The sequence below is a fragment of the Pseudomonas gessardii genome (assembly GCF_001983165.1).
Classification (GTDB): Bacteria; Pseudomonadota; Gammaproteobacteria; order Pseudomonadales; family Pseudomonadaceae; genus Aquipseudomonas; species Aquipseudomonas gessardii.
Map to the genome: position 1 here is coordinate 88,464 of NZ_MNPU01000013.1, position 17,243 is coordinate 105,706.

Here is a 17,243-nt window from a genome sequence, read left to right on the forward strand (position 1 = left end):
TGTTGGTCATGCATAGTTAGCTGATTTGGATAATTGGTAAGACCAATTTACAATCGCTGTTGGCTAGGTTAAGAGCCTTCGGGGTGGTGTGTCAATTTGCCGCCTGAGAAACTTTGGTCGCATATCGGTGGGTGTGGGGTCTGATCGGCGTAATCAAAGGGGTTCTGATAGGTGCCGATGGCGCGCCAATAGGCCAGAATAGAGGGCCCGGCGAGTGGCCGGGATCGTGGAGAGTCAGTTATGGCGTTTGATCAGGTGCGTCAGCGCCGTTTGTCCGACGATATTGTCGAGCAGCTTGAGGGGATGATCCTTGAGGGCACGTTGAAGTCGGGCGAGCGATTGCCAGCCGAGCGCGCACTGGCTGAACAGTTCGGTGTATCGCGCCCATCTTTGCGTGAGGCGATCCAGAAACTGGCGGCCAAGGGCTTGCTGGTCAGTCGTCAGGGCGGCGGCAATTATGTGGTGGAGACGCTGGGTTCAACCTTCAGTGATCCGTTGCTGCATCTGCTGGAAAACAACCCTGAAGCCCAGCGTGATCTGCTGGAGTTTCGCCAGACGCTGGAAGCGTCTTGTGCTTATTACGCTGCGTTGCGCGCCACGGAGGTGGACCGCGAACGGCTGACTGCTGCCTTTGATGCGCTGCAGGATTGCTACACGCGTGATGATGAGGTGAGCCGTATTGAAGAAGGTGCGGCCGATGCCCGGTTTCACTTGGCTATCGCCGAGGCCAGCCATAACGCGGTATTGCTGCACACCATTCGCGGCTTGTTTGATTTGCTCAAGCGTAACGTGGTGACCAATATCGGCGGCATGTACCAGCAGCGTACCGAAACCCGGGACATGCTGATCAGCCAGCATCGGGATCTGTACCTGGCGATTATCGAAGGGCGGGCAGAGCAGGCGCGCGAGGTTTCAACACGTCACCTGCTGTATGTGCAGGAAGTGTTGGAAGAGGTGCGTCAGGAAGTGCAGCGCATGGCCCGGGCGGAGCGCCGCAAGGGGATGTAGCCGGGCATTGCGGCGCAGGGAGCAGGCTCCCTGGCCTCACGGGCTCGCATCAAGGGGCGGGGAAGATCAGTCTTCCTTGCCCTTGTTGCGCACGGCACGCTGCAATTCCCGATTGGAGTCGCGCTCGCGCTCGGTATCACGCTTGTCGTATTCCTTCTTGCCCTTGCCCAGTGCGATCTCGCATTTGACCAGGTGCTTGCTCCAGTACCACGACAGGCAGACGCAGGCGTAGCCCTTCTGCTGTACGGCAGCGGCGAGCTTTTCCAGTTCGCGGGCATTGAGCAGCAGCTTGCGCGTACGCACCGGATCGGCAATCACGTGGGTGCTGGCGGTCATCAACGGCGTGATATGACTGCCGAGCAGCCAGGCCTCGCCATCCTTGAGCAGCACGTAACTGTCGACCAGTTGCAACTTGCTGGCACGCAGACTTTTTACTTCCCAGCCGGCCAGGACCAGACCAGCCTCGAACCGATGTTCGATGAAGTAATCGTGTCGCGCTTTTTTGTTCTGCGCGATGGTCCCTGTTGGGTGTTTCTTTTGTTTAGCCATAGGGGCGGCATTATAGGCAGTTGCGAGCGTGTCGGCTACGGTCAACCTGCGTGCTTGAGCGTGTTGGATGAATCCCGGACAATACCGCCAGTTTTCTGGTTTTTTTCTCTCGCGAATCGGCCTGTCTTTTCGCGATGTTTGCCGCTCAGCTTCGGAAATAACGCTCCCATGACGACGCATATTCAACGCTCGGCCCTGCTGCCTTACCCGGCGCAAGCGCTCTATGACCTGGTCAACGACGTGGCGAGCTACCCGGATTTCCTGCCCTGGTGCTCTTCATCCACGGTGCTGGAGAGCAGCGATGAGCATATGCGTGCGAGTCTTGAGGTGTCCAAGGGGGGGCTTGGCCAGAAGTTTGTGACGAGCAATGTCCTGGTCCCTGGGCGGTCGATCGAGATGAATCTGGAAGAAGGGCCGTTCACTCAACTGCACGGTGTCTGGGTCTTTAAGCCGTTGGGGGAGAAGGCGTGCAAGATCAGCCTGGACCTGACGTTTGATTATGCAGGTTCCATTGTGCGGGCGACCTTGGGGCCGCTGTTCAATCAGGCCGCGAATACCCTGGTGGATGCGTTTTGCCAGCGGGCCAAGCAACTGCATGGCTGAGTCACTGATCGAGATTGAGGTGGTTTACGCCGCGGTAGACCGTCAACGGTTGTTGAGCCTGGCGGTTGCGCCGGGTACGAGCCTGAGGGCTGCGGTGCTGGCTTCAGGCATTGCGGCGCAGTTTCCCGATGTGGATATCGCCCGTTGCCCATTGGGGATTTTCGGCAGCGTCGTGGCGGATGCTGAAACCCGTAGCGTGCAGGTCGGCGATCGCATCGAAATTTATCGGCCCTTGTTGGCGGATCCCAAAGAGGTGAGGCGCCTGCGAGCGGCAAAAGCAGCCGAAGCTCGGCGGCAACTCCCCTAGCCTGTGAAATAGCAGGCAACAAAAAGCCCGGCATGCCGGGCTTTTTGTTGAACGATGAAAATTATTGCGGGCTTGTATCCAGGGGTTCTGGCGTCGGCACCGGAACGGTTTCCACACTGTCGATGTCTTTCTGGATCGTGTCCAGCAAGGAACCTGGCTTGGCCGGCACCTCGGACTTGGGCTTTTCAGCATTCTGCGCTGGCGCAGTGACGCTGGTCCCGCTGTCCTTGCCCAGCAGGGCTTCATCGCGGCTTACGCCAGGCATGAAGTCACCGGAAAGGCTGACGAGCTGGTCGTTGCCATTGAAGATGACACTGACGCGCTCCTGTTGGCGTTCCCCGCCTCCAGGCTGCAGGCTATAGAGATAATCCCAGCGATCGGCATGGAATGTGTCGGTCAGCAGGGGATTGCCCATGATAAACCGTACTTGCCGTCGGGTCATTCCCGGGCGTAACTGGTCTATCATGTCCTGCGTGACGACATTGCCCTGCTGGATGTCGATTTTGTAAACCCCGGGGAATGAACAACCGGCGAGTGCGAGCAGTCCCACAAGGGTGAAACTGGTTAGCAAGAGCTTGGTGTTTTGCATCGGTGGGCGACTTCCACTATCTTGGCTGGGACAACGTAAACGCCGATCATACCCGTATTAAGAGAAGCTGCGAAGCAGCATCCGCGAGAAAGCTAACCATGGTTGAAAATAGCGAACTACGCAAAGCCGGTCTTAAAGTGACTCTGCCACGAGTCAAGATTCTACAAATGCTCGATTCCGCCGAGCAGCGCCACATGAGTGCCGAGGATGTCTACAAGGCGCTGATGGAGTCTAACGAGGACGTCGGCCTGGCCACGGTTTACCGTGTACTGACCCAGTTTGAAGCCGCAGGGCTGGTGGTTCGTCATAATTTCGACGGCGGTCATGCGGTTTTCGAGCTGGCTGACGGTGGTCATCACGACCACATGGTTGATCTGGATACCAATGAGGTTATCGAGTTCACCAGTCCTGCAATCGAGAAGCTCCAGCATGAGATCGCTGAGGAGCATGGATTCGATTTGGTGGACCACAATCTGGTTCTGTACATACGTAAGAAAAAGTAAGAAAGCTACGCAGATTCGTTCTGCGAAACGATCGAAGGCGACCCTAGGGTCGCCTTCGTGCTTTCTGCCGATGGAAAAAACGGGGTGGAAAGGGCTCAGGCCTTCGCCGTCACCACCATTTTTTTCGCGTGGGCCAGGGACTCTTTGGTCAGGTCGATGCCGCCGAGCATGCGTGCGACTTCTTCCACCCGCTCGGTCTTGTTCAGCTTGGACACGGCTGTATGCGTCGCGTCGCTGCCCCGTACCTTATGTACAAACAGATGTTGATGCCCCTGGGCTGCCACCTGTGGCAAGTGGGTAACGGTCAGTACTTGCCCGCGCTCACCCAGGCGGCGCAACAATTGGCCGACAATTTCTGCGGTCGGCCCGCCGATCCCCACATCCACTTCGTCGAATACCAGGGTCGGTACGCGGGAGGTCTGGGCGGTAATGACCTGGATTGCCAGGCTGATCCGTGACAGTTCGCCACCAGACGCCACTTTGGCCAGTGCCTTGAGAGGTTGGCCGGGGTTGGCGCTCACTAGCAGTTCGACCTGCTCCAGGCCGTTGGGCTGCAGTTCATTGCCGCTATTGGTGTGCAACTCGATGGTGAAGCGCCCGCCCGGCATGCCCAGGCGTTGGATTTCCTGCTCCACGGCGCAAGCCAGCCCGGTTGCAGCTTGGTGCCGCAGGTCGCTCAGTTCCCGGGCCTTTTCCTGGTAATGCCGGGCAAAAGAGGCGAGTTCGTCGCCCAGGCGTTCGATGGATTCATCATTGGCATTCAGGGTTTCGATCTCGTCCAGCAGCTTTTGCTGCATGGCCGCCACTTCGGTTGGCTGGATCCGATGTTTGCGCGCCAGGGTATAAATAGTGTCGAGACGTTCTTCGATCTCTTGCAGGCGTGCCGGGTCGGCATCGAAGTGGTCAAGGAAGCGGTTCAGTTCGCCCACGGCCTCTTCTACCTGGATTTGCGCACTGGTCAGCAGGGTGGTGGCTTCACTCAGTGACCCCGAGCCGCTGTTCACGCTCGACAGGCGGTTAAGGCTGGCCGTCAGCGCATTCAGCACATTGCCGGAGTCACTTTCGCTGCATTGCTCGACCACCTGGCGACAGATGCCCAGCAGGGTTTCGGCATTGGTCAGGTTCTTGTGCTCCTGCTCCAGCTGTTCCAGCTCGGTTTCGCCCAGGCCCAGGCTTTCCAGTTCTTCCAACTGATAGCTGAGGAGTTGGTGGCGAGCGCGCTGTTCGTCGCCGGAATTGGACAGGCGCTCCAGCTCCTGGCGGGTCTGGCGCCAGCGCTGTGCAGCCAATTGCACCTGGCGCGCCAGGTCGGTGGCACCGGCATATTCATCCAGGAGGCGACGGTGGGTGTCGGTTTTCAGCAGGGATTGATGTTCGTGCTGGCTGTGGATGTCGATCAGCAGCTCGCCAAGGGCTTTCAGGTCGCCGAGGGGGCAGGGCGTGCCATTGATATAGCCCCGGGAGCGACCTTCGGCAGTGATTACGCGGCGCAGGATGCACGGGCCGTCGTTATCCAGGTCGCGCTCGGCGAGCCAGGCGCTGGCTTCCGGGATATCTGCCAGGTCAAAGGTCGCCAGGATATCGGCCTTGTCTGCACCGGGGCGAACCACGCCGCTGTCGGCGCGATCACCCAGGGTCAGGCCCAGGGCGTCGAGCATGATCGACTTGCCGGCGCCGGTTTCGCCTGTGATTACGCTCATCCCGCGATCCAGTTCAAGATCCAGGTGCTCGACAATGGCGTAGTTATGTACGGACAGGTGAACCAGCATGACGGCTGCTCCCAGGCTTTAGGTCTGGTTATTTATACAGTGTTTTGTTTGGCGCTGACAATCCTGTGACTTAGCTCAATTTGCTTGGATAACGGCTTTTTTTAGTGCGATGGGGAATGTGCGGGAAAGTGTGAGTCGAGGTATGTCGGCCCTTGAACCTGGAAATTGTGGCCCCATATACCGGAACAGAAGCGCGAGTTGAGTTCGCGCAGGATTTCGAAAGGAGAAAATTATGGCTGACGAACAGACGCTGGATACGCAAAACCCAGACGCCAACCAGGCCTCGCAGGCAGCGGGTGAAGACCTGGCGGCTCGTGTGCAGGTGCTCGAAGAGCAACTGGCAGGCGCTCAGGATCAGGCTTTGCGTGTTGCTGCCGATCTGCAGAACGTCCGCCGCCGCGCCGAGCAGGATGTAGAAAAGGCCCACAAGTTTGCGCTGGAGAAGTTTGCCGGTGATCTGTTGCCGATCATCGACAGCCTGGAACGCGGCCTGGAGCTGTCCAGCCCGGACGACGAAAACATCCGTGCCATGCGCGAAGGGATCGAGCTGACCCTGAAAATGTTCCAGGACACCCTCAAGCGTTATCAGTTGGAAGCCATCGATCCACAAGGCGGCGAGCCGTTCAACGCGGAGCATCACCAGGCCATGGCCATGCAGGAAAATGCTGACCTTGAGCCCAATAGCGTGTTGAAAGTGTTCCAGAAGGGCTACCAGCTCAACGGTCGCCTGTTGCGCCCGGCGATGGTGGTGGTGAGCAAGGCTCCCGCACCGGTTTCGCCGTCGATTGACGAGCAGGCTTGAAATCGTTCGTAACGACCCCATTTATAAGTCAAGCGTTTAAGTGCTACCGCAGTTAGCCACCACTGCTGCGGCAACCAAATCCAAAGTTTCGGGAGAGTGAATCATGGGCAAAATTATCGGTATCGACCTGGGGACTACCAACTCCTGCGTCTCCGTGCTGGAAAACGGCGTTTCCAAGGTGATTGAGAACGCCGAAGGCGCACGTACTACCCCTTCCATCGTGGCTTACGCCAACGATGGCGAAATCCTGGTAGGCCAGTCCGCCAAGCGTCAGGCTGTGACCAATCCGCACAACACCCTGTACGCGGTGAAGCGTTTGATCGGTCGTAAGTTCGACGAAGAAGTCGTACAGAAAGACATCAAGATGGTGCCGTACAAAATCGCCAAGGCCGACAACGGTGACGCCTGGGTTGAAGTGAATGGCCAGAAAATGTCGCCGCCGCAAATCTCGGCTGAAATCTTGAAAAAGATGAAAAAGACTGCCGAAGACTACCTCGGTGAAGCTGTGACTGAAGCGGTGATCACCGTTCCGGCCTACTTCAACGACAGCCAGCGCCAGGCGACCAAAGACGCCGGCCGCATTGCGGGCCTGGACGTAAAACGCATCATCAACGAACCTACCGCGGCCGCTCTGGCCTACGGCATGGACAAGGCCAAGGGCGACCACACCGTGATCGTTTATGACCTGGGCGGCGGTACTTTCGACGTTTCTGTGATCGAAATCGCTGAAGTCGATGGCGAGCACCAGTTTGAAGTGTTGGCGACCAACGGCGACACGTTCCTGGGCGGTGAAGACTTTGACATTCGTCTGATCGACTACCTCGTTGACGAATTCAAGAAAGAAAGCGGCATGAACCTCAAGGGTGACCCGCTGGCGATGCAGCGCCTGAAAGAAGCCGCTGAAAAAGCCAAGATCGAACTGTCTTCGAGCAATTCGACCGACGTGAACCTGCCGTACATCACCGCAGATGCTACCGGTCCCAAGCACTTGAACGTGAAGATTTCGCGCGCCAAGCTGGAATCGCTGGTTGAAGACCTGGTTCAACGCACTATCGAGCCTTGCCGCATTGCCCTGAAAGATTCGGGTATCGACGTTAGCGCGATCAACGACGTGATCCTGGTGGGCGGTCAGACCCGTATGCCGCTGGTGCAGCAGAAGGTCACCGAGTTCTTCGGTAAAGAAGCGCGTAAAGATGTGAACCCGGACGAAGCGGTTGCCATGGGTGCTGCCATCCAGGGTGCGGTATTGGCCGGCGACGTGAAAGACGTGCTGCTGCTGGACGTCAGCCCGCTGACCCTGGGTATCGAAACCATGGGCGGCGTGATGACTGCGCTGATCGAGAAAAACACCACGATTCCTACCAAGAAATCGCAAGTGTTCTCGACTGCCGATGACAACCAGGGCGCAGTGACCATTCACGTGCTGCAGGGTGAGCGTAAGCAGGCTGCGCAGAACAAGTCTTTGGGCAAGTTCGACCTGGCCGAGATTCCACCAGCACCACGTGGCGTGCCACAGATTGAAGTGACCTTCGACATCGACGCCAACGGCATTCTGCACGTAGGCGCCAAGGACAAGGCCACCGGCAAGACCCAGTCGATCGTGATCAAGGCCAACTCCGGCCTGTCCGAGGAAGAAATTCAGCAGATGATCAACGATGCTGAAAAGAACGCCGAGGAAGATCGCAAGTTTGAAGAACTGGCCGCTGCCCGCAACCAGGGTGATGCACTGGTTCACTCGACACGCAAAATGATCGCGGATGCTGGCGATAAAGTGACGGCTGAAGAGAAGGCCGCAATCGAAGCCGCCGTGGTTGCCCTGGAAGCCGCCGTTAAAGGCGATGACAAGGCCACCATCGAAGCCAAGGTTGAGGAACTGTCGAAAGTCTCCGCGCCAGTGGCTCAGAAAATGTACGCCGAGCAAGGCCAGCAAACTGACGGTGCTGCGCAACAGGCAGAACCTGAAGCCAAGCACGACGACGTTGTCGATGCCGAGTTTGAAGACGTTACAGACAAGAAGTAAGTTGGTCGCCCGGTTGACCGCTATCAAGCGGTGACTGGTAGGATGTCGCCGCGCGGGAGCTTGCTCCCGCGTTGGCGTGTCTGGGGTACGGGAATTTTTACAGCATGCGACAAGGTTCGGATGCTGGCGGTGTGATCGGGAATGCTCCTGCTTTGCGATCGACAGTCACCGCGTTTTTAGCTGGGTCTCGGCTGAAAGCAGTAAAGACCAGGATCGTTGAATTTGACGTGAGTTGGGTCCGGGCCTGTATTGGGGCTCAACGAGTTTGGCAGGCTCAGGAGGGTTTTGCCGGACGTCCTTAAGAGTGCAAAGACTTATGGCAAAGCGTGACTATTACGAAGTGTTGGGTGTGGAGCGCGGCTCCAGCGAGGCGGACCTGAAGAAGGCCTACCGTCGCCTGGCGATGAAGCACCACCCGGACCGTAACCCGGATAACAAAGAATCCGAGGAAATGTTCAAAGAGGCCAATGAGGCCTACGAATGCTTGTGTGACCCGAACAAGCGTGCAGCCTACGACCAGTATGGCCATGCCGGTGTCGATCCGAGCATGGGGGGTGGCGGTGCCGGCTTTGGCGGGCAGAATTTCTCCGATATCTTCGGCGATGTATTCAGCGACTTCTTTGGTGGCGGTCGCGGCGGTCAGCGCGGCGGTGCCCAGCGTGGCAGCGACTTGCGCTACACCCTGGAGCTGAACCTGGAAGAAGCCGTGCGCGGCACCAGCGTCAATATCCGCGTGCCGACGCTGGTCAACTGCAAGCCTTGCGACGGTTCGGGTGCCAAGAAGGGCTCTTCGCCGATCACTTGCCCGACCTGTGGCGGTATCGGCCAGGTGCGCATGCAGCAGGGCTTCTTCTCGGTGCAGCAGACCTGCCCGCGTTGCCATGGCCAGGGCAAGATCATTTCCGATCCGTGCGATTCCTGCCATGGCGAGGGGCGTGTCGAAGAGTACAAGACCTTGTCGGTGAAAGTGCCGGCGGGTGTCGATACCGGCGACCGCATCCGGTTGTCGGGCGAGGGCGAGGCGGGTACGCAGGGTGGCCCGACGGGCGACCTGTACGTGGTGATCAATGTGCGCGAGCACTCGATCTTCCAGCGCGACGGCAAGCACCTGTTCTGCGAAGTGCCGATCAGCTTTGTCGATGCGGCCCTGGGCGGCGAGTTGGAGATTCCGACTCTCGATGGTCGGGTCAAGCTGAAGATCCCTGAGGGGACGCAGACCGGCAAGCAGTTCCGGATCCGTGGCAAAGGTGTTGCACCGGTGCGTGGCGGCGGTGCGGGCGACTTGATGTGCCGTGTGGCCGTCGAGACCCCGGTCAACCTGGATCGTCGCCAGCGTGAGTTGCTCGAAGAGTTGCGCAGTTCGCTGGACGGTGATGGCTCCCATTCACCCAAGACCGCTGGTTGGTTTGAAGGCGTGAAGCGCTTCTTCGGCGACCTGTAAGGACCTGGATATGCGACGTATAGCAGTGATGGGCGCCGCCGGGCGCATGGGCAAGAACCTGGTGGAGGCGGTGCAGCAGCGCTCGCCTCTGTCGGGCCTGACGGCGGCGATCGTACGCCCGGGCAGTACGCTGATCGGCGCCGATGTGGGTGAGTTGGCCTCGTTGGGGCGCATCGGTGTGGCGTTGTCCGGCAGCCTGGAGCAAGTGGTTGAAGAGTTCGATGTGTTGATCGACTTCACCCTGCCAGACGTGATGCTGAAAAACCTGGCGTTCTGCCGCAAGGCGGGCAAGGCCATGGTGATCGGCACCACCGGCCTGAGTGTCGAGCAGAAGCAATTGCTCGTCGCGGCGGGCCAGGATATTCCTATCGTGTTTGCCGCCAACTTCAGTGTGGGCGTCAACCTGTCGCTGAAGTTGCTCGACATGGCGGCGCGGGTGCTGGGTGATGAGGCGGATATCGAGATCATCGAGGCCCATCACCGGCACAAGGTCGATGCGCCATCGGGGACGGCCATGCGTATGGGGGAAGTGATTGCCGATGCCTTGGGGCGCGACCTGTCGAAAGTCGCGGTGTATGGCCGCGAAGGTCATACCGGCGCGCGCGAGCGTGAAACCATTGGCTTTGCCACCGTGCGCGGCGGTGACGTGGTGGGCGACCACACGGTGCTGTTTGCTGCCGAAGGTGAGCGCCTGGAGATTACCCACAAGGCCTCCAGCCGCATGACCTTCGCCAAGGGCGCGGTGCGCGCCGCATTGTGGCTGGAGGGCCGCAAAGCGGGCCTCTATGACATGCAAGACGTGCTGGATCTGCGTTAATCAGTAGCAAAAACGGGCCCTGGGTATTACTCTAGGGCCCCGTTTTTACCCGCTAAGCGACGTCCTGTCGCATTCTCCTGCCTTTTAGGCTCTTTAGCGGTGGACCAAAATAGCCTTTTTCTGTAAGCTACAGCTTTAGTGTGTCCACTAAAAGCGCGCAGAATAATTCAGTGAAGAAGCGGGGTGACGTGTCCATACGTCACTCCGCTTTTTTACAACCTGCGATCGCCCTTTCAGGCTTTATTTACGGGAGGTCTTCTTGACTAAGCCAGCCATACTCGCCCTTGCTGATGGCAGCATTTTTCGCGGCGAAGCCATTGGAGCCGACGGTCAGACCGTTGGAGAGGTGGTGTTCAACACCGCCATGACCGGCTATCAGGAAATCCTTACCGATCCTTCCTACGCCCAGCAGATCGTTACCCTGACCTATCCGCACATCGGCAACACCGGTACTACGCCGGAAGACGTCGAGTCTGATCGTGTCTGGTCGGCCGGTCTGGTGATTCGTGATCTGCCACTGGTTGCGAGCAACTGGCGTAACACGATGTCGCTGTCCGATTACCTGAAAGCCAACAATGTGGTGGCGATCGCCGGTATCGATACGCGCCGCCTCACGCGCATCCTGCGGGAAAAAGGCTCGCAGAACGGCTGCATCATGGTGGGTGACAATATTAGCGAAGACGCGGCGATTGCTGCAGCGCAGGGCTTCCCTGGCCTGAAAGGCATGGACCTGGCTAAAGTCGTCAGCACCAAAGAGCAGTACGAATGGCGCTCCACTGTCTGGGACTTGAAGACCGACAGCCACGCGACTATTGAAGCCAGTGAGCTGCCTTACCATGTGGTCGCTTATGACTACGGCGTGAAGTACAACATCCTGCGTATGCTGGTCGAGCGCGGTTGCCGCGTGACCGTGGTGCCGGCGCAAACTCCGGCCGCCGACGTACTTGCCCTGCAACCGGATGGTGTGTTCCTGTCCAACGGCCCGGGTGACCCTGAGCCATGCGACTACGCGATCAAAGCCATCAAGGACGTGCTGGACACCGAGATCCCGGTGTTCGGTATCTGCCTCGGTCACCAACTGCTGGCCCTGGCCTCCGGCGCCAAGACCCTGAAAATGGGTCATGGCCATCACGGTGCCAACCACCCGGTACAAGACCTGGACACGGGCGTGGTGATGATCACCAGCCAGAACCACGGTTTTGCGGTGGATGAAGCCACCTTGCCGGCCAACGTGCGCGCCATTCACAAATCGCTGTTCGACGGTTCCCTGCAGGGTATCGAGCGCACCGACAAGAGCGCGTTCAGCTTCCAGGGCCACCCTGAAGCGAGCCCGGGCCCGAACGACGTAGCGCCGCTGTTCGACCGCTTCATCAATGAGATGGCCAAGCGACGCTGACTGAGTGGCTTGCGGGCGGCCCCGAATCTCGGTGGCCCCCGCAGGCTCTTCAAGGATTGTTCAAGACGGCTTGCCGACTGACCTGCGGATTTGAGTGACAAACCCATGCCAAAACGTACAGACATAAAAAGCATCCTGATTCTCGGCGCTGGCCCGATCGTTATCGGCCAGGCCTGCGAATTCGACTACTCCGGCGCCCAGGCCTGCAAGGCCCTGCGCGAAGAGGGTTACCGCGTCATCCTGGTGAACTCCAACCCGGCCACCATCATGACCGACCCGGACATGGCCGACGCCACCTACATCGAACCGATCAAATGGCAGACCGTTGCCAAGATCATCGAGAAAGAGCGTCCAGACGCACTGCTGCCGACCATGGGTGGCCAGACTGCATTGAACTGCGCCCTGGACCTGGAGCGCGAAGGCGTCCTGGAAAAGTTTGGCGTAGAAATGATCGGCGCCAATGCCGACACCATCGACAAGGCTGAAGACCGTTCGCGTTTCGACAAGGCCATGAAGTCGATCGGCCTCGATTGCCCGCGCTCGGGTATCGCCCACAGTATGGAAGAGGCCAGCGCGGTTCTCGAAAAGCTGGGCTTCCCGTGCATTATCCGTCCGTCCTTCACCATGGGCGGCACCGGCGGTGGTATCGCTTACAACCGTGAAGAGTTCGAGGAAATCTGCGCGCGCGGTCTGGATCTGTCGCCGACCAAAGAGCTGCTGATCGACGAATCCCTGATCGGCTGGAAAGAGTACGAGATGGAAGTTGTCCGCGATAAAAAGGACAACTGCATCATCGTCTGCTCGATCGAAAACTTCGACCCGATGGGCGTGCACACCGGTGACTCGATCACCGTGGCTCCTGCGCAAACCCTGACGGACAAGGAATACCAGATCATGCGTAACGCCTCGTTGGCGGTACTGCGTGAGATCGGCGTTGAAACCGGCGGTTCCAACGTTCAGTTCGGTATCTGCCCGGACACCGGCCGCATGGTCGTGATCGAGATGAATCCGCGTGTATCGCGTTCTTCGGCGCTGGCATCAAAAGCTACCGGCTTCCCGATTGCACGCATCGCTGCCAAGCTGGCGATCGGTTACACCTTGGACGAGCTGCAAAACGAAATCACTGGCGGTGCTACGCCGGCGTCCTTCGAGCCGTCGATCGACTACGTCGTCACTAAGCTGCCACGCTTCGCTTTCGAGAAGTTCCCGAAAGCCGACGCCCGCCTGACCACTCAGATGAAGTCGGTCGGTGAAGTCATGGCCATCGGCCGGACCTTCCAGGAGTCCCTGCAGAAAGCCCTGCGCGGCCTGGAAGTGGGCGTTTGCGGCCTGGACGAGAAACTCGACCTGAGCAACCCGGAAAGCATGAGCATCCTCAAGCGCGAGCTGACGGTGCCGGGCGCCGAGCGTATCTGGTACGTGGCTGATGCCTTCCGCGCGGGCATGACCGTCGAAGACATCTTCGGCATGAACATGATCGACCCGTGGTTCCTGGTGCAGATCGAAGATCTGATCAAGGAAGAAGAGAAGGTCAAGACCCTGGGTCTTTCCTCGATCGACCGCGACCTGATGTTCCGCCTCAAGCGCAAAGGCTTCTCCGACCAGCGTCTGGCCAAGCTGCTGGGCGTGACCGAGAAGAACCTGCGCACCCACCGCCACAAGCTGGATATCTTCCCGGTCTACAAGCGCGTTGACACGTGTGCCGCAGAGTTCGCCACCGACACCGCGTACCTGTACTCCACCTACGAGCAAGAGTGCGAAGCCGCGCCGTCGGGCCGCGACAAGATCATCATCCTCGGCGGTGGTCCAAACCGTATCGGCCAGGGTATCGAGTTCGACTACTGCTGCGTACACGCCGCCCTCGCCCTGCGCGAAGACGGGTACGAGACCATCATGGTCAACTGCAACCCGGAAACTGTTTCCACTGACTACGACACTTCCGACCGCCTGTACTTCGAGCCGGTAACCCTGGAAGACGTGCTGGAAATCTGTCGCGTCGAGAAGCCAAAAGGCGTGATCGTGCAGTACGGCGGGCAAACCCCGCTGAAACTGGCGCGTGCCCTGGAAGCGGCCGGCGTGCCGATCATCGGTACCAGCCCAGACGCCATCGACCGTGCCGAAGACCGTGAGCGCTTCCAGCAAATGGTCGAGCGCCTGAACCTGCGTCAGCCGCCAAACGCTACTGTGCGCAGCGAAGATGAAGCCATCCGCGCCGCCAGCAAGATCGGCTACCCGCTGGTGGTGCGTCCGTCCTACGTGCTGGGCGGCCGGGCGATGGAGATCGTCTACGAAGAAGACGAACTCAAGCGCTACCTGCGTGATGCGGTGAAAGTGTCCAACGACAGCCCGGTGCTGCTGGATCACTTCCTCAACTGCGCCATCGAGATGGACGTGGATGCGGTCTGCGACGGCACCGACGTGGTGATCGGCGCGATCATGCAGCACATCGAGCAGGCGGGTGTTCACTCCGGCGACTCCGCGTGCTCCCTGCCGCCGTACTCGCTGCCGCTGCACATCCAGGACGAGATGCGCGAGCAGGTCAAGAAAATGGCCCTGGAACTGGGTGTGGTCGGCCTGATGAACGTACAGTTGGCGCTGCAAGGCGAAGACATCTACGTCATCGAAGTTAACCCACGTGCTTCGCGTACCGTACCGTTTGTTTCCAAGTGCATCGGCGTGTCCCTGGCGATGATTGCCGCCCGTGTGATGGCCGGTAAGACCTTGAAGGAAATCGGCTTCACCAAGGAAATCATTCCGAACTTCTACAGTGTGAAAGAGGCGGTGTTCCCATTCGCCAAATTCCCTGGCGTGGACCCGATCCTGGGCCCGGAGATGAAGTCCACCGGTGAAGTGATGGGTGTGGGCGATACCTTCGGCGAAGCATTCGCCAAGGCCCAGATGGGCGCCAGCGAAGTGCTGCCGACCGGCGGTACTGCGTTTATCAGCGTGCGTGATGATGACAAGCCGCTGGTTGCAGGTGTGGCCCGTGATCTGATCAACTTGGGCTTTGAAGTCGTGGCCACTGCCGGGACCGCCAAGCTGATTGAAGCGGCTGGCCTGAAAGTGCGTCGCGTGAACAAGGTAACGGAAGGCCGTCCACACGTGGTCGATATGATCAAGAATGACGAAGTCACCCTGATCATCAACACCACTGAAGGTCGTCAGTCGATCGCGGACTCCTACTCCATTCGTCGTAACGCTTTGCAGCACAAGATCTACTGCACCACCACCATTGCTGCTGGCGAAGCCATCTGTGAAGCGCTCAAGTTCGGTCCGGAAAAGACCGTGCGTCGCTTGCAGGATCTACACGCAGGATTGAAGGCATGATCAAATACCCTATGACTGTCCAGGGCGCCAAGGCCCTGGAAGAGGAGCACGCTCACCTGACCAAGGTCGTACGTCCAAAGCTGAGCCAGGACATCGGTACGGCCCGTGAGTTGGGTGACTTGAAGGAAAACGCCGAATACCACGCTGCCCGTGAGCAGCAGGGTATGGTCGAGGCGCGGATCCGTGATATCGAGGGGCGCATGCAGAATGCGGTGATCATCGATGTCACGACCATCCCCAAGACCGGCAAGGTGATTTTCGGCACGACGGTGGAAATCGCCAACGTCGAGACGGATGAAAGCGTGACTTACCACATCGTGGGTGAGGACGAGGCTGACTTCAAGCTCGGCAAGATCTCCGTCGGTTCGCCGCTGGCCCGCGCCTTGATCGCCAAGGAAGAAGGGGATGTGGTGGCCGTCAAGACGCCGGGTGGCGTGATCGAGTACGAGATTGTCGAAGTTCGTCACATCTGAACGGCGGCGCCCGCTTCGCGTGGGCGCCGTGCTTTGGCAGCTGGCCCAGATGCTCTGGGTCGGCGGGCTGTGGCTGTTGCATCTGGGTGTATTGCCGGTGCTGGGCATGATTGGCCTGGCCCCGTTGCTGATCGATGAGATCGGCGGATTATTGAGTGCGCTGCTGGTGGGATTTGCGGCTGCGTGCGTGACGCTCCAGGCATTGGTGCTGGTCAAGGCCGAAGGCTTGGGAAGTTTGTGGCGGGATATGCGTGGGCAACTGCTGTTGATGGCGCTGTATGCGTGCGCAATGTATTGCGTGGTGCGCATGCTGCTGCCGGAAGCGTTGCGCTGGCAGCTGTTCAGCTATCTTGTGCTAGGGTTTTCTGGCTTGGTGCTGGTGGTACAGCCGGCGCCGGGATGGAGTGGCGGGGCGCGCGAAGCACGCCCGTGACCCTTGAATCATTTGAAGCGATGAACGTTCGACAGTTGCTTGTTGGCGCTGAAATTCTTGCGATACAGCAGCGCCATCTTGCCGATGACCTGAACCAGGTCCGCCTTGCCCACCTTGCACAGTTCCGCAATGGCGGCCAGGCGTGCTTCGCGATCAAGGATGTTGACCTTGATCTTGATCAGCTCGTGATCGCCTAATGCGCGTTCAAGTTCGGCTAACACACCTTCAGTCAAACCGTTGTCTGCCACAATCAGAACTGGTTTCAGATGGTGGCCAATGGATTTGTACTGTTTCTTCTGCTCTTGAGTGAGCGGCATAATCTGACCCCTGCGTCTGATCTTGTAAAAAGCGGCGGCCAGTTTACCCGAGCGAGTCCGGGACCGCCCAGTTAATCACGACCCGTTTTATTTTCGAGGTGGCCTGTGGCCCGTTCCAAAACTAGCCTTAAGTGGCTGCAAGAGCATTTCAACGATCCTTACGTCAAAAAGGCGCAGAAGGACGGCTATCGTTCACGGGCCAGTTATAAGCTGCTGGAGATCCAGGACAAGGACAAGTTGATCCGCCCGGGCATGAGCGTTATTGACCTGGGTGCCGCCCCGGGTGGTTGGTCCCAGGTGACCAGTCGTCTGATTGGTGGGCAGGGGCGTCTGATCGCGTCCGACATCCTGGAAATGGACAGTATCCCGGATGTGACCTTTGTTCATGGTGACTTCACCCAGGACGCCGTACTTGCGCAGATCCTTGAGGCGGTAGGAAATTCGCAGGTAGACCTTGTGATTTCCGACATGGCCCCCAATATGAGTGGATTACCGGCCGTCGATATGCCGCGCGCGATGTTCCTCTGTGAATTGGCGCTGGATTTGGCGGGTCGGGTTTTACGTCCGGGTGGGGATTTCCTTGTGAAGGTCTTCCAGGGCGAAGGTTTTGACGAGTACCACAAGAACATTCGCAAGTTGTTCGACAAGGTACAGACGCGCAAGCCTGACTCTTCCCGGGACAGATCCAGGGAGCAGTATTTGTTGTGCCGCGGCTTCCGCGGTGTCGAGGGCGCTGCGAGCGAAGAGCGTTTTTGAGAAATTCGAGGTAGGCGATAGGTTTTTTTAAATCGCTTTCGTCACGAAGCTTTACGAATATTGTGTAGTCAAAGTTTCACAAAGGGTTACAGACGGCGCCTGCCAGAGTTGTAGGTAATGTAGTAAGTTAGGC

Annotated in this window: 17 protein-coding genes; 13 read left to right on the forward strand and 4 right to left on the reverse strand. The window is 58.7% G+C overall.

Annotated features, from left to right (window positions below; translation table 11 throughout):
• Positions 1-240 precede the first annotated feature (240 nt).
• Positions 241-1,008: an FCD domain-containing protein gene (locus BLL38_RS11705; RefSeq protein ID WP_076962733.1), complete on the forward strand. Its 768-nt coding sequence runs from the start codon at positions 241-243 to the stop codon at positions 1,006-1,008.
• Between the two features lie 66 nt (positions 1,009-1,074).
• On the opposite strand, the gene smpB is transcribed toward BLL38_RS11705, so the two are convergent.
• Positions 1,075-1,557, reverse strand: a complete 483-nt coding sequence (gene smpB / locus BLL38_RS11710) for an SsrA-binding protein SmpB (protein ID WP_029299012.1) — start codon at positions 1,555-1,557, stop codon at positions 1,075-1,077.
• A gap of 168 nt (positions 1,558-1,725) precedes the next feature.
• On the opposite strand from smpB, the gene BLL38_RS11715 reads away from it, so the two are divergent.
• Positions 1,726-2,160: a type II toxin-antitoxin system RatA family toxin gene (locus BLL38_RS11715; RefSeq protein ID WP_032862891.1), complete on the forward strand. Its 435-nt coding sequence runs from the start codon at positions 1,726-1,728 to the stop codon at positions 2,158-2,160.
• Complete coding sequence (locus BLL38_RS11720) at positions 2,153-2,467, forward strand: RnfH family protein (RefSeq protein WP_169866376.1); 315 nt, start codon at positions 2,153-2,155, stop codon at positions 2,465-2,467. Before BLL38_RS11715 ends, BLL38_RS11720 begins: the two co-directional genes overlap by 8 nt.
• Positions 2,468-2,528: 61 nt before the next feature.
• Here the strand turns inward: BLL38_RS11720 and BLL38_RS11725 are convergent, their stop codons facing one another.
• Positions 2,529-3,056, reverse strand: coding sequence for an outer membrane protein assembly factor BamE (locus BLL38_RS11725; RefSeq protein ID WP_076962734.1), 528 nt, complete (start codon positions 3,054-3,056; stop codon positions 2,529-2,531).
• A 98-nt stretch (positions 3,057-3,154) separates the two neighbouring features.
• On the opposite strand from BLL38_RS11725, the gene fur reads away from it, so the two are divergent.
• Complete coding sequence (gene fur, locus BLL38_RS11730; protein ID WP_010562662.1) at positions 3,155-3,559, forward strand: ferric iron uptake transcriptional regulator; 405 nt, start codon at positions 3,155-3,157, stop codon at positions 3,557-3,559.
• A gap of 95 nt (positions 3,560-3,654) precedes the next feature.
• On the opposite strand, the gene recN is transcribed toward fur, so the two are convergent.
• Positions 3,655-5,328, reverse strand: a complete 1,674-nt coding sequence (gene recN, locus BLL38_RS11735) for a DNA repair protein RecN (RefSeq protein WP_076962735.1) — start codon at positions 5,326-5,328, stop codon at positions 3,655-3,657.
• A 232-nt stretch (positions 5,329-5,560) separates the two neighbouring features.
• On the opposite strand from recN, the gene grpE reads away from it, so the two are divergent.
• The 8 genes from grpE (at position 5,561) to BLL38_RS11775 (ending at position 16,037) form a co-directional block, all read left to right on the forward strand.
• Positions 5,561-6,130: a nucleotide exchange factor GrpE gene (grpE, locus tag BLL38_RS11740; RefSeq protein WP_038445951.1), complete on the forward strand. Its 570-nt coding sequence runs from the start codon at positions 5,561-5,563 to the stop codon at positions 6,128-6,130.
• 103 nt (positions 6,131-6,233) lie between these two features.
• Complete coding sequence (dnaK, locus tag BLL38_RS11745) at positions 6,234-8,150, forward strand: molecular chaperone DnaK (RefSeq protein WP_076962736.1); 1,917 nt, start codon at positions 6,234-6,236, stop codon at positions 8,148-8,150.
• A gap of 316 nt (positions 8,151-8,466) precedes the next feature.
• On the forward strand, positions 8,467-9,591 hold the full coding sequence (dnaJ, locus tag BLL38_RS11750; protein ID WP_076962737.1) for a molecular chaperone DnaJ: 1,125 nt from the start codon (positions 8,467-8,469) through the stop codon (positions 9,589-9,591).
• Between the two features lie 10 nt (positions 9,592-9,601).
• Positions 9,602-10,408, forward strand: coding sequence for a 4-hydroxy-tetrahydrodipicolinate reductase (dapB, locus tag BLL38_RS11755; RefSeq protein ID WP_076962738.1), 807 nt, complete (start codon positions 9,602-9,604; stop codon positions 10,406-10,408).
• A 259-nt stretch (positions 10,409-10,667) separates the two neighbouring features.
• Positions 10,668-11,804, forward strand: coding sequence for a glutamine-hydrolyzing carbamoyl-phosphate synthase small subunit (carA, locus tag BLL38_RS11760; protein WP_076962739.1), 1,137 nt, complete (start codon positions 10,668-10,670; stop codon positions 11,802-11,804).
• A gap of 105 nt (positions 11,805-11,909) precedes the next feature.
• A complete protein-coding gene (gene carB, locus BLL38_RS11765; RefSeq protein WP_076962740.1) occupies positions 11,910-15,131 on the forward strand; it encodes a carbamoyl-phosphate synthase large subunit in 3,222 nt (1,073 codons plus the stop codon).
• Positions 15,128-15,604, forward strand: a complete 477-nt coding sequence (greA, locus tag BLL38_RS11770; RefSeq protein ID WP_032862903.1) for a transcription elongation factor GreA — start codon at positions 15,128-15,130, stop codon at positions 15,602-15,604. Before carB ends, greA begins: the two co-directional genes overlap by 4 nt.
• A 28-nt stretch (positions 15,605-15,632) precedes the next feature.
• A complete protein-coding gene (locus tag BLL38_RS11775) occupies positions 15,633-16,037 on the forward strand; it encodes an MFS transporter (protein ID WP_076962754.1) in 405 nt (134 codons plus the stop codon).
• An 8-nt stretch (positions 16,038-16,045) separates the two neighbouring features.
• On the opposite strand, the gene BLL38_RS11780 is transcribed toward BLL38_RS11775, so the two are convergent.
• Positions 16,046-16,354: a YhbY family RNA-binding protein gene (locus BLL38_RS11780; protein WP_029298992.1), complete on the reverse strand. Its 309-nt coding sequence runs from the start codon at positions 16,352-16,354 to the stop codon at positions 16,046-16,048.
• 105 nt (positions 16,355-16,459) lie between these two features.
• Between BLL38_RS11780 and rlmE the strand changes: the two genes are divergently transcribed.
• On the forward strand, positions 16,460-17,110 hold the full coding sequence (gene rlmE, locus BLL38_RS11785; protein WP_032862906.1) for a 23S rRNA (uridine(2552)-2'-O)-methyltransferase RlmE: 651 nt from the start codon (positions 16,460-16,462) through the stop codon (positions 17,108-17,110).
• The last annotated feature ends 133 nt before the right edge of the window (positions 17,111-17,243 follow it).

Excerpts from the sequence above, each read along its gene's own strand:
- BLL38_RS11705 (WP_076962733.1), top strand. The coding sequence starts at position 241 with ATGGCGTTTGATCAGGTGCGTCAGCGCCGTTTGTCCGACGATATTGTC.
- smpB (WP_029299012.1), bottom strand. The coding sequence starts at position 1,557 with ATGGCTAAACAAAAGAAACACCCAACAGGGACCATCGCGCAGAACAAA.
- BLL38_RS11715 (WP_032862891.1), top strand. The coding sequence starts at position 1,726 with ATGACGACGCATATTCAACGCTCGGCCCTGCTGCCTTACCCGGCGCAA.
- BLL38_RS11720 (WP_169866376.1), top strand. The coding sequence starts at position 2,153 with ATGGCTGAGTCACTGATCGAGATTGAGGTGGTTTACGCCGCGGTAGAC.
- BLL38_RS11725 (WP_076962734.1), bottom strand. The coding sequence starts at position 3,056 with ATGCAAAACACCAAGCTCTTGCTAACCAGTTTCACCCTTGTGGGACTG.
- fur (WP_010562662.1), top strand. The coding sequence starts at position 3,155 with ATGGTTGAAAATAGCGAACTACGCAAAGCCGGTCTTAAAGTGACTCTG.
- recN (WP_076962735.1), bottom strand. The coding sequence starts at position 5,328 with ATGCTGGTTCACCTGTCCGTACATAACTACGCCATTGTCGAGCACCTG.
- grpE (WP_038445951.1), top strand. The coding sequence starts at position 5,561 with ATGGCTGACGAACAGACGCTGGATACGCAAAACCCAGACGCCAACCAG.
- dnaK (WP_076962736.1), top strand. The coding sequence starts at position 6,234 with ATGGGCAAAATTATCGGTATCGACCTGGGGACTACCAACTCCTGCGTC.
- dnaJ (WP_076962737.1), top strand. The coding sequence starts at position 8,467 with ATGGCAAAGCGTGACTATTACGAAGTGTTGGGTGTGGAGCGCGGCTCC.
- dapB (WP_076962738.1), top strand. The coding sequence starts at position 9,602 with ATGCGACGTATAGCAGTGATGGGCGCCGCCGGGCGCATGGGCAAGAAC.
- carB (WP_076962740.1), top strand. The coding sequence starts at position 11,910 with ATGCCAAAACGTACAGACATAAAAAGCATCCTGATTCTCGGCGCTGGC.
- greA (WP_032862903.1), top strand. The coding sequence starts at position 15,128 with ATGATCAAATACCCTATGACTGTCCAGGGCGCCAAGGCCCTGGAAGAG.
- BLL38_RS11780 (WP_029298992.1), bottom strand. The coding sequence starts at position 16,354 with ATGCCGCTCACTCAAGAGCAGAAGAAACAGTACAAATCCATTGGCCAC.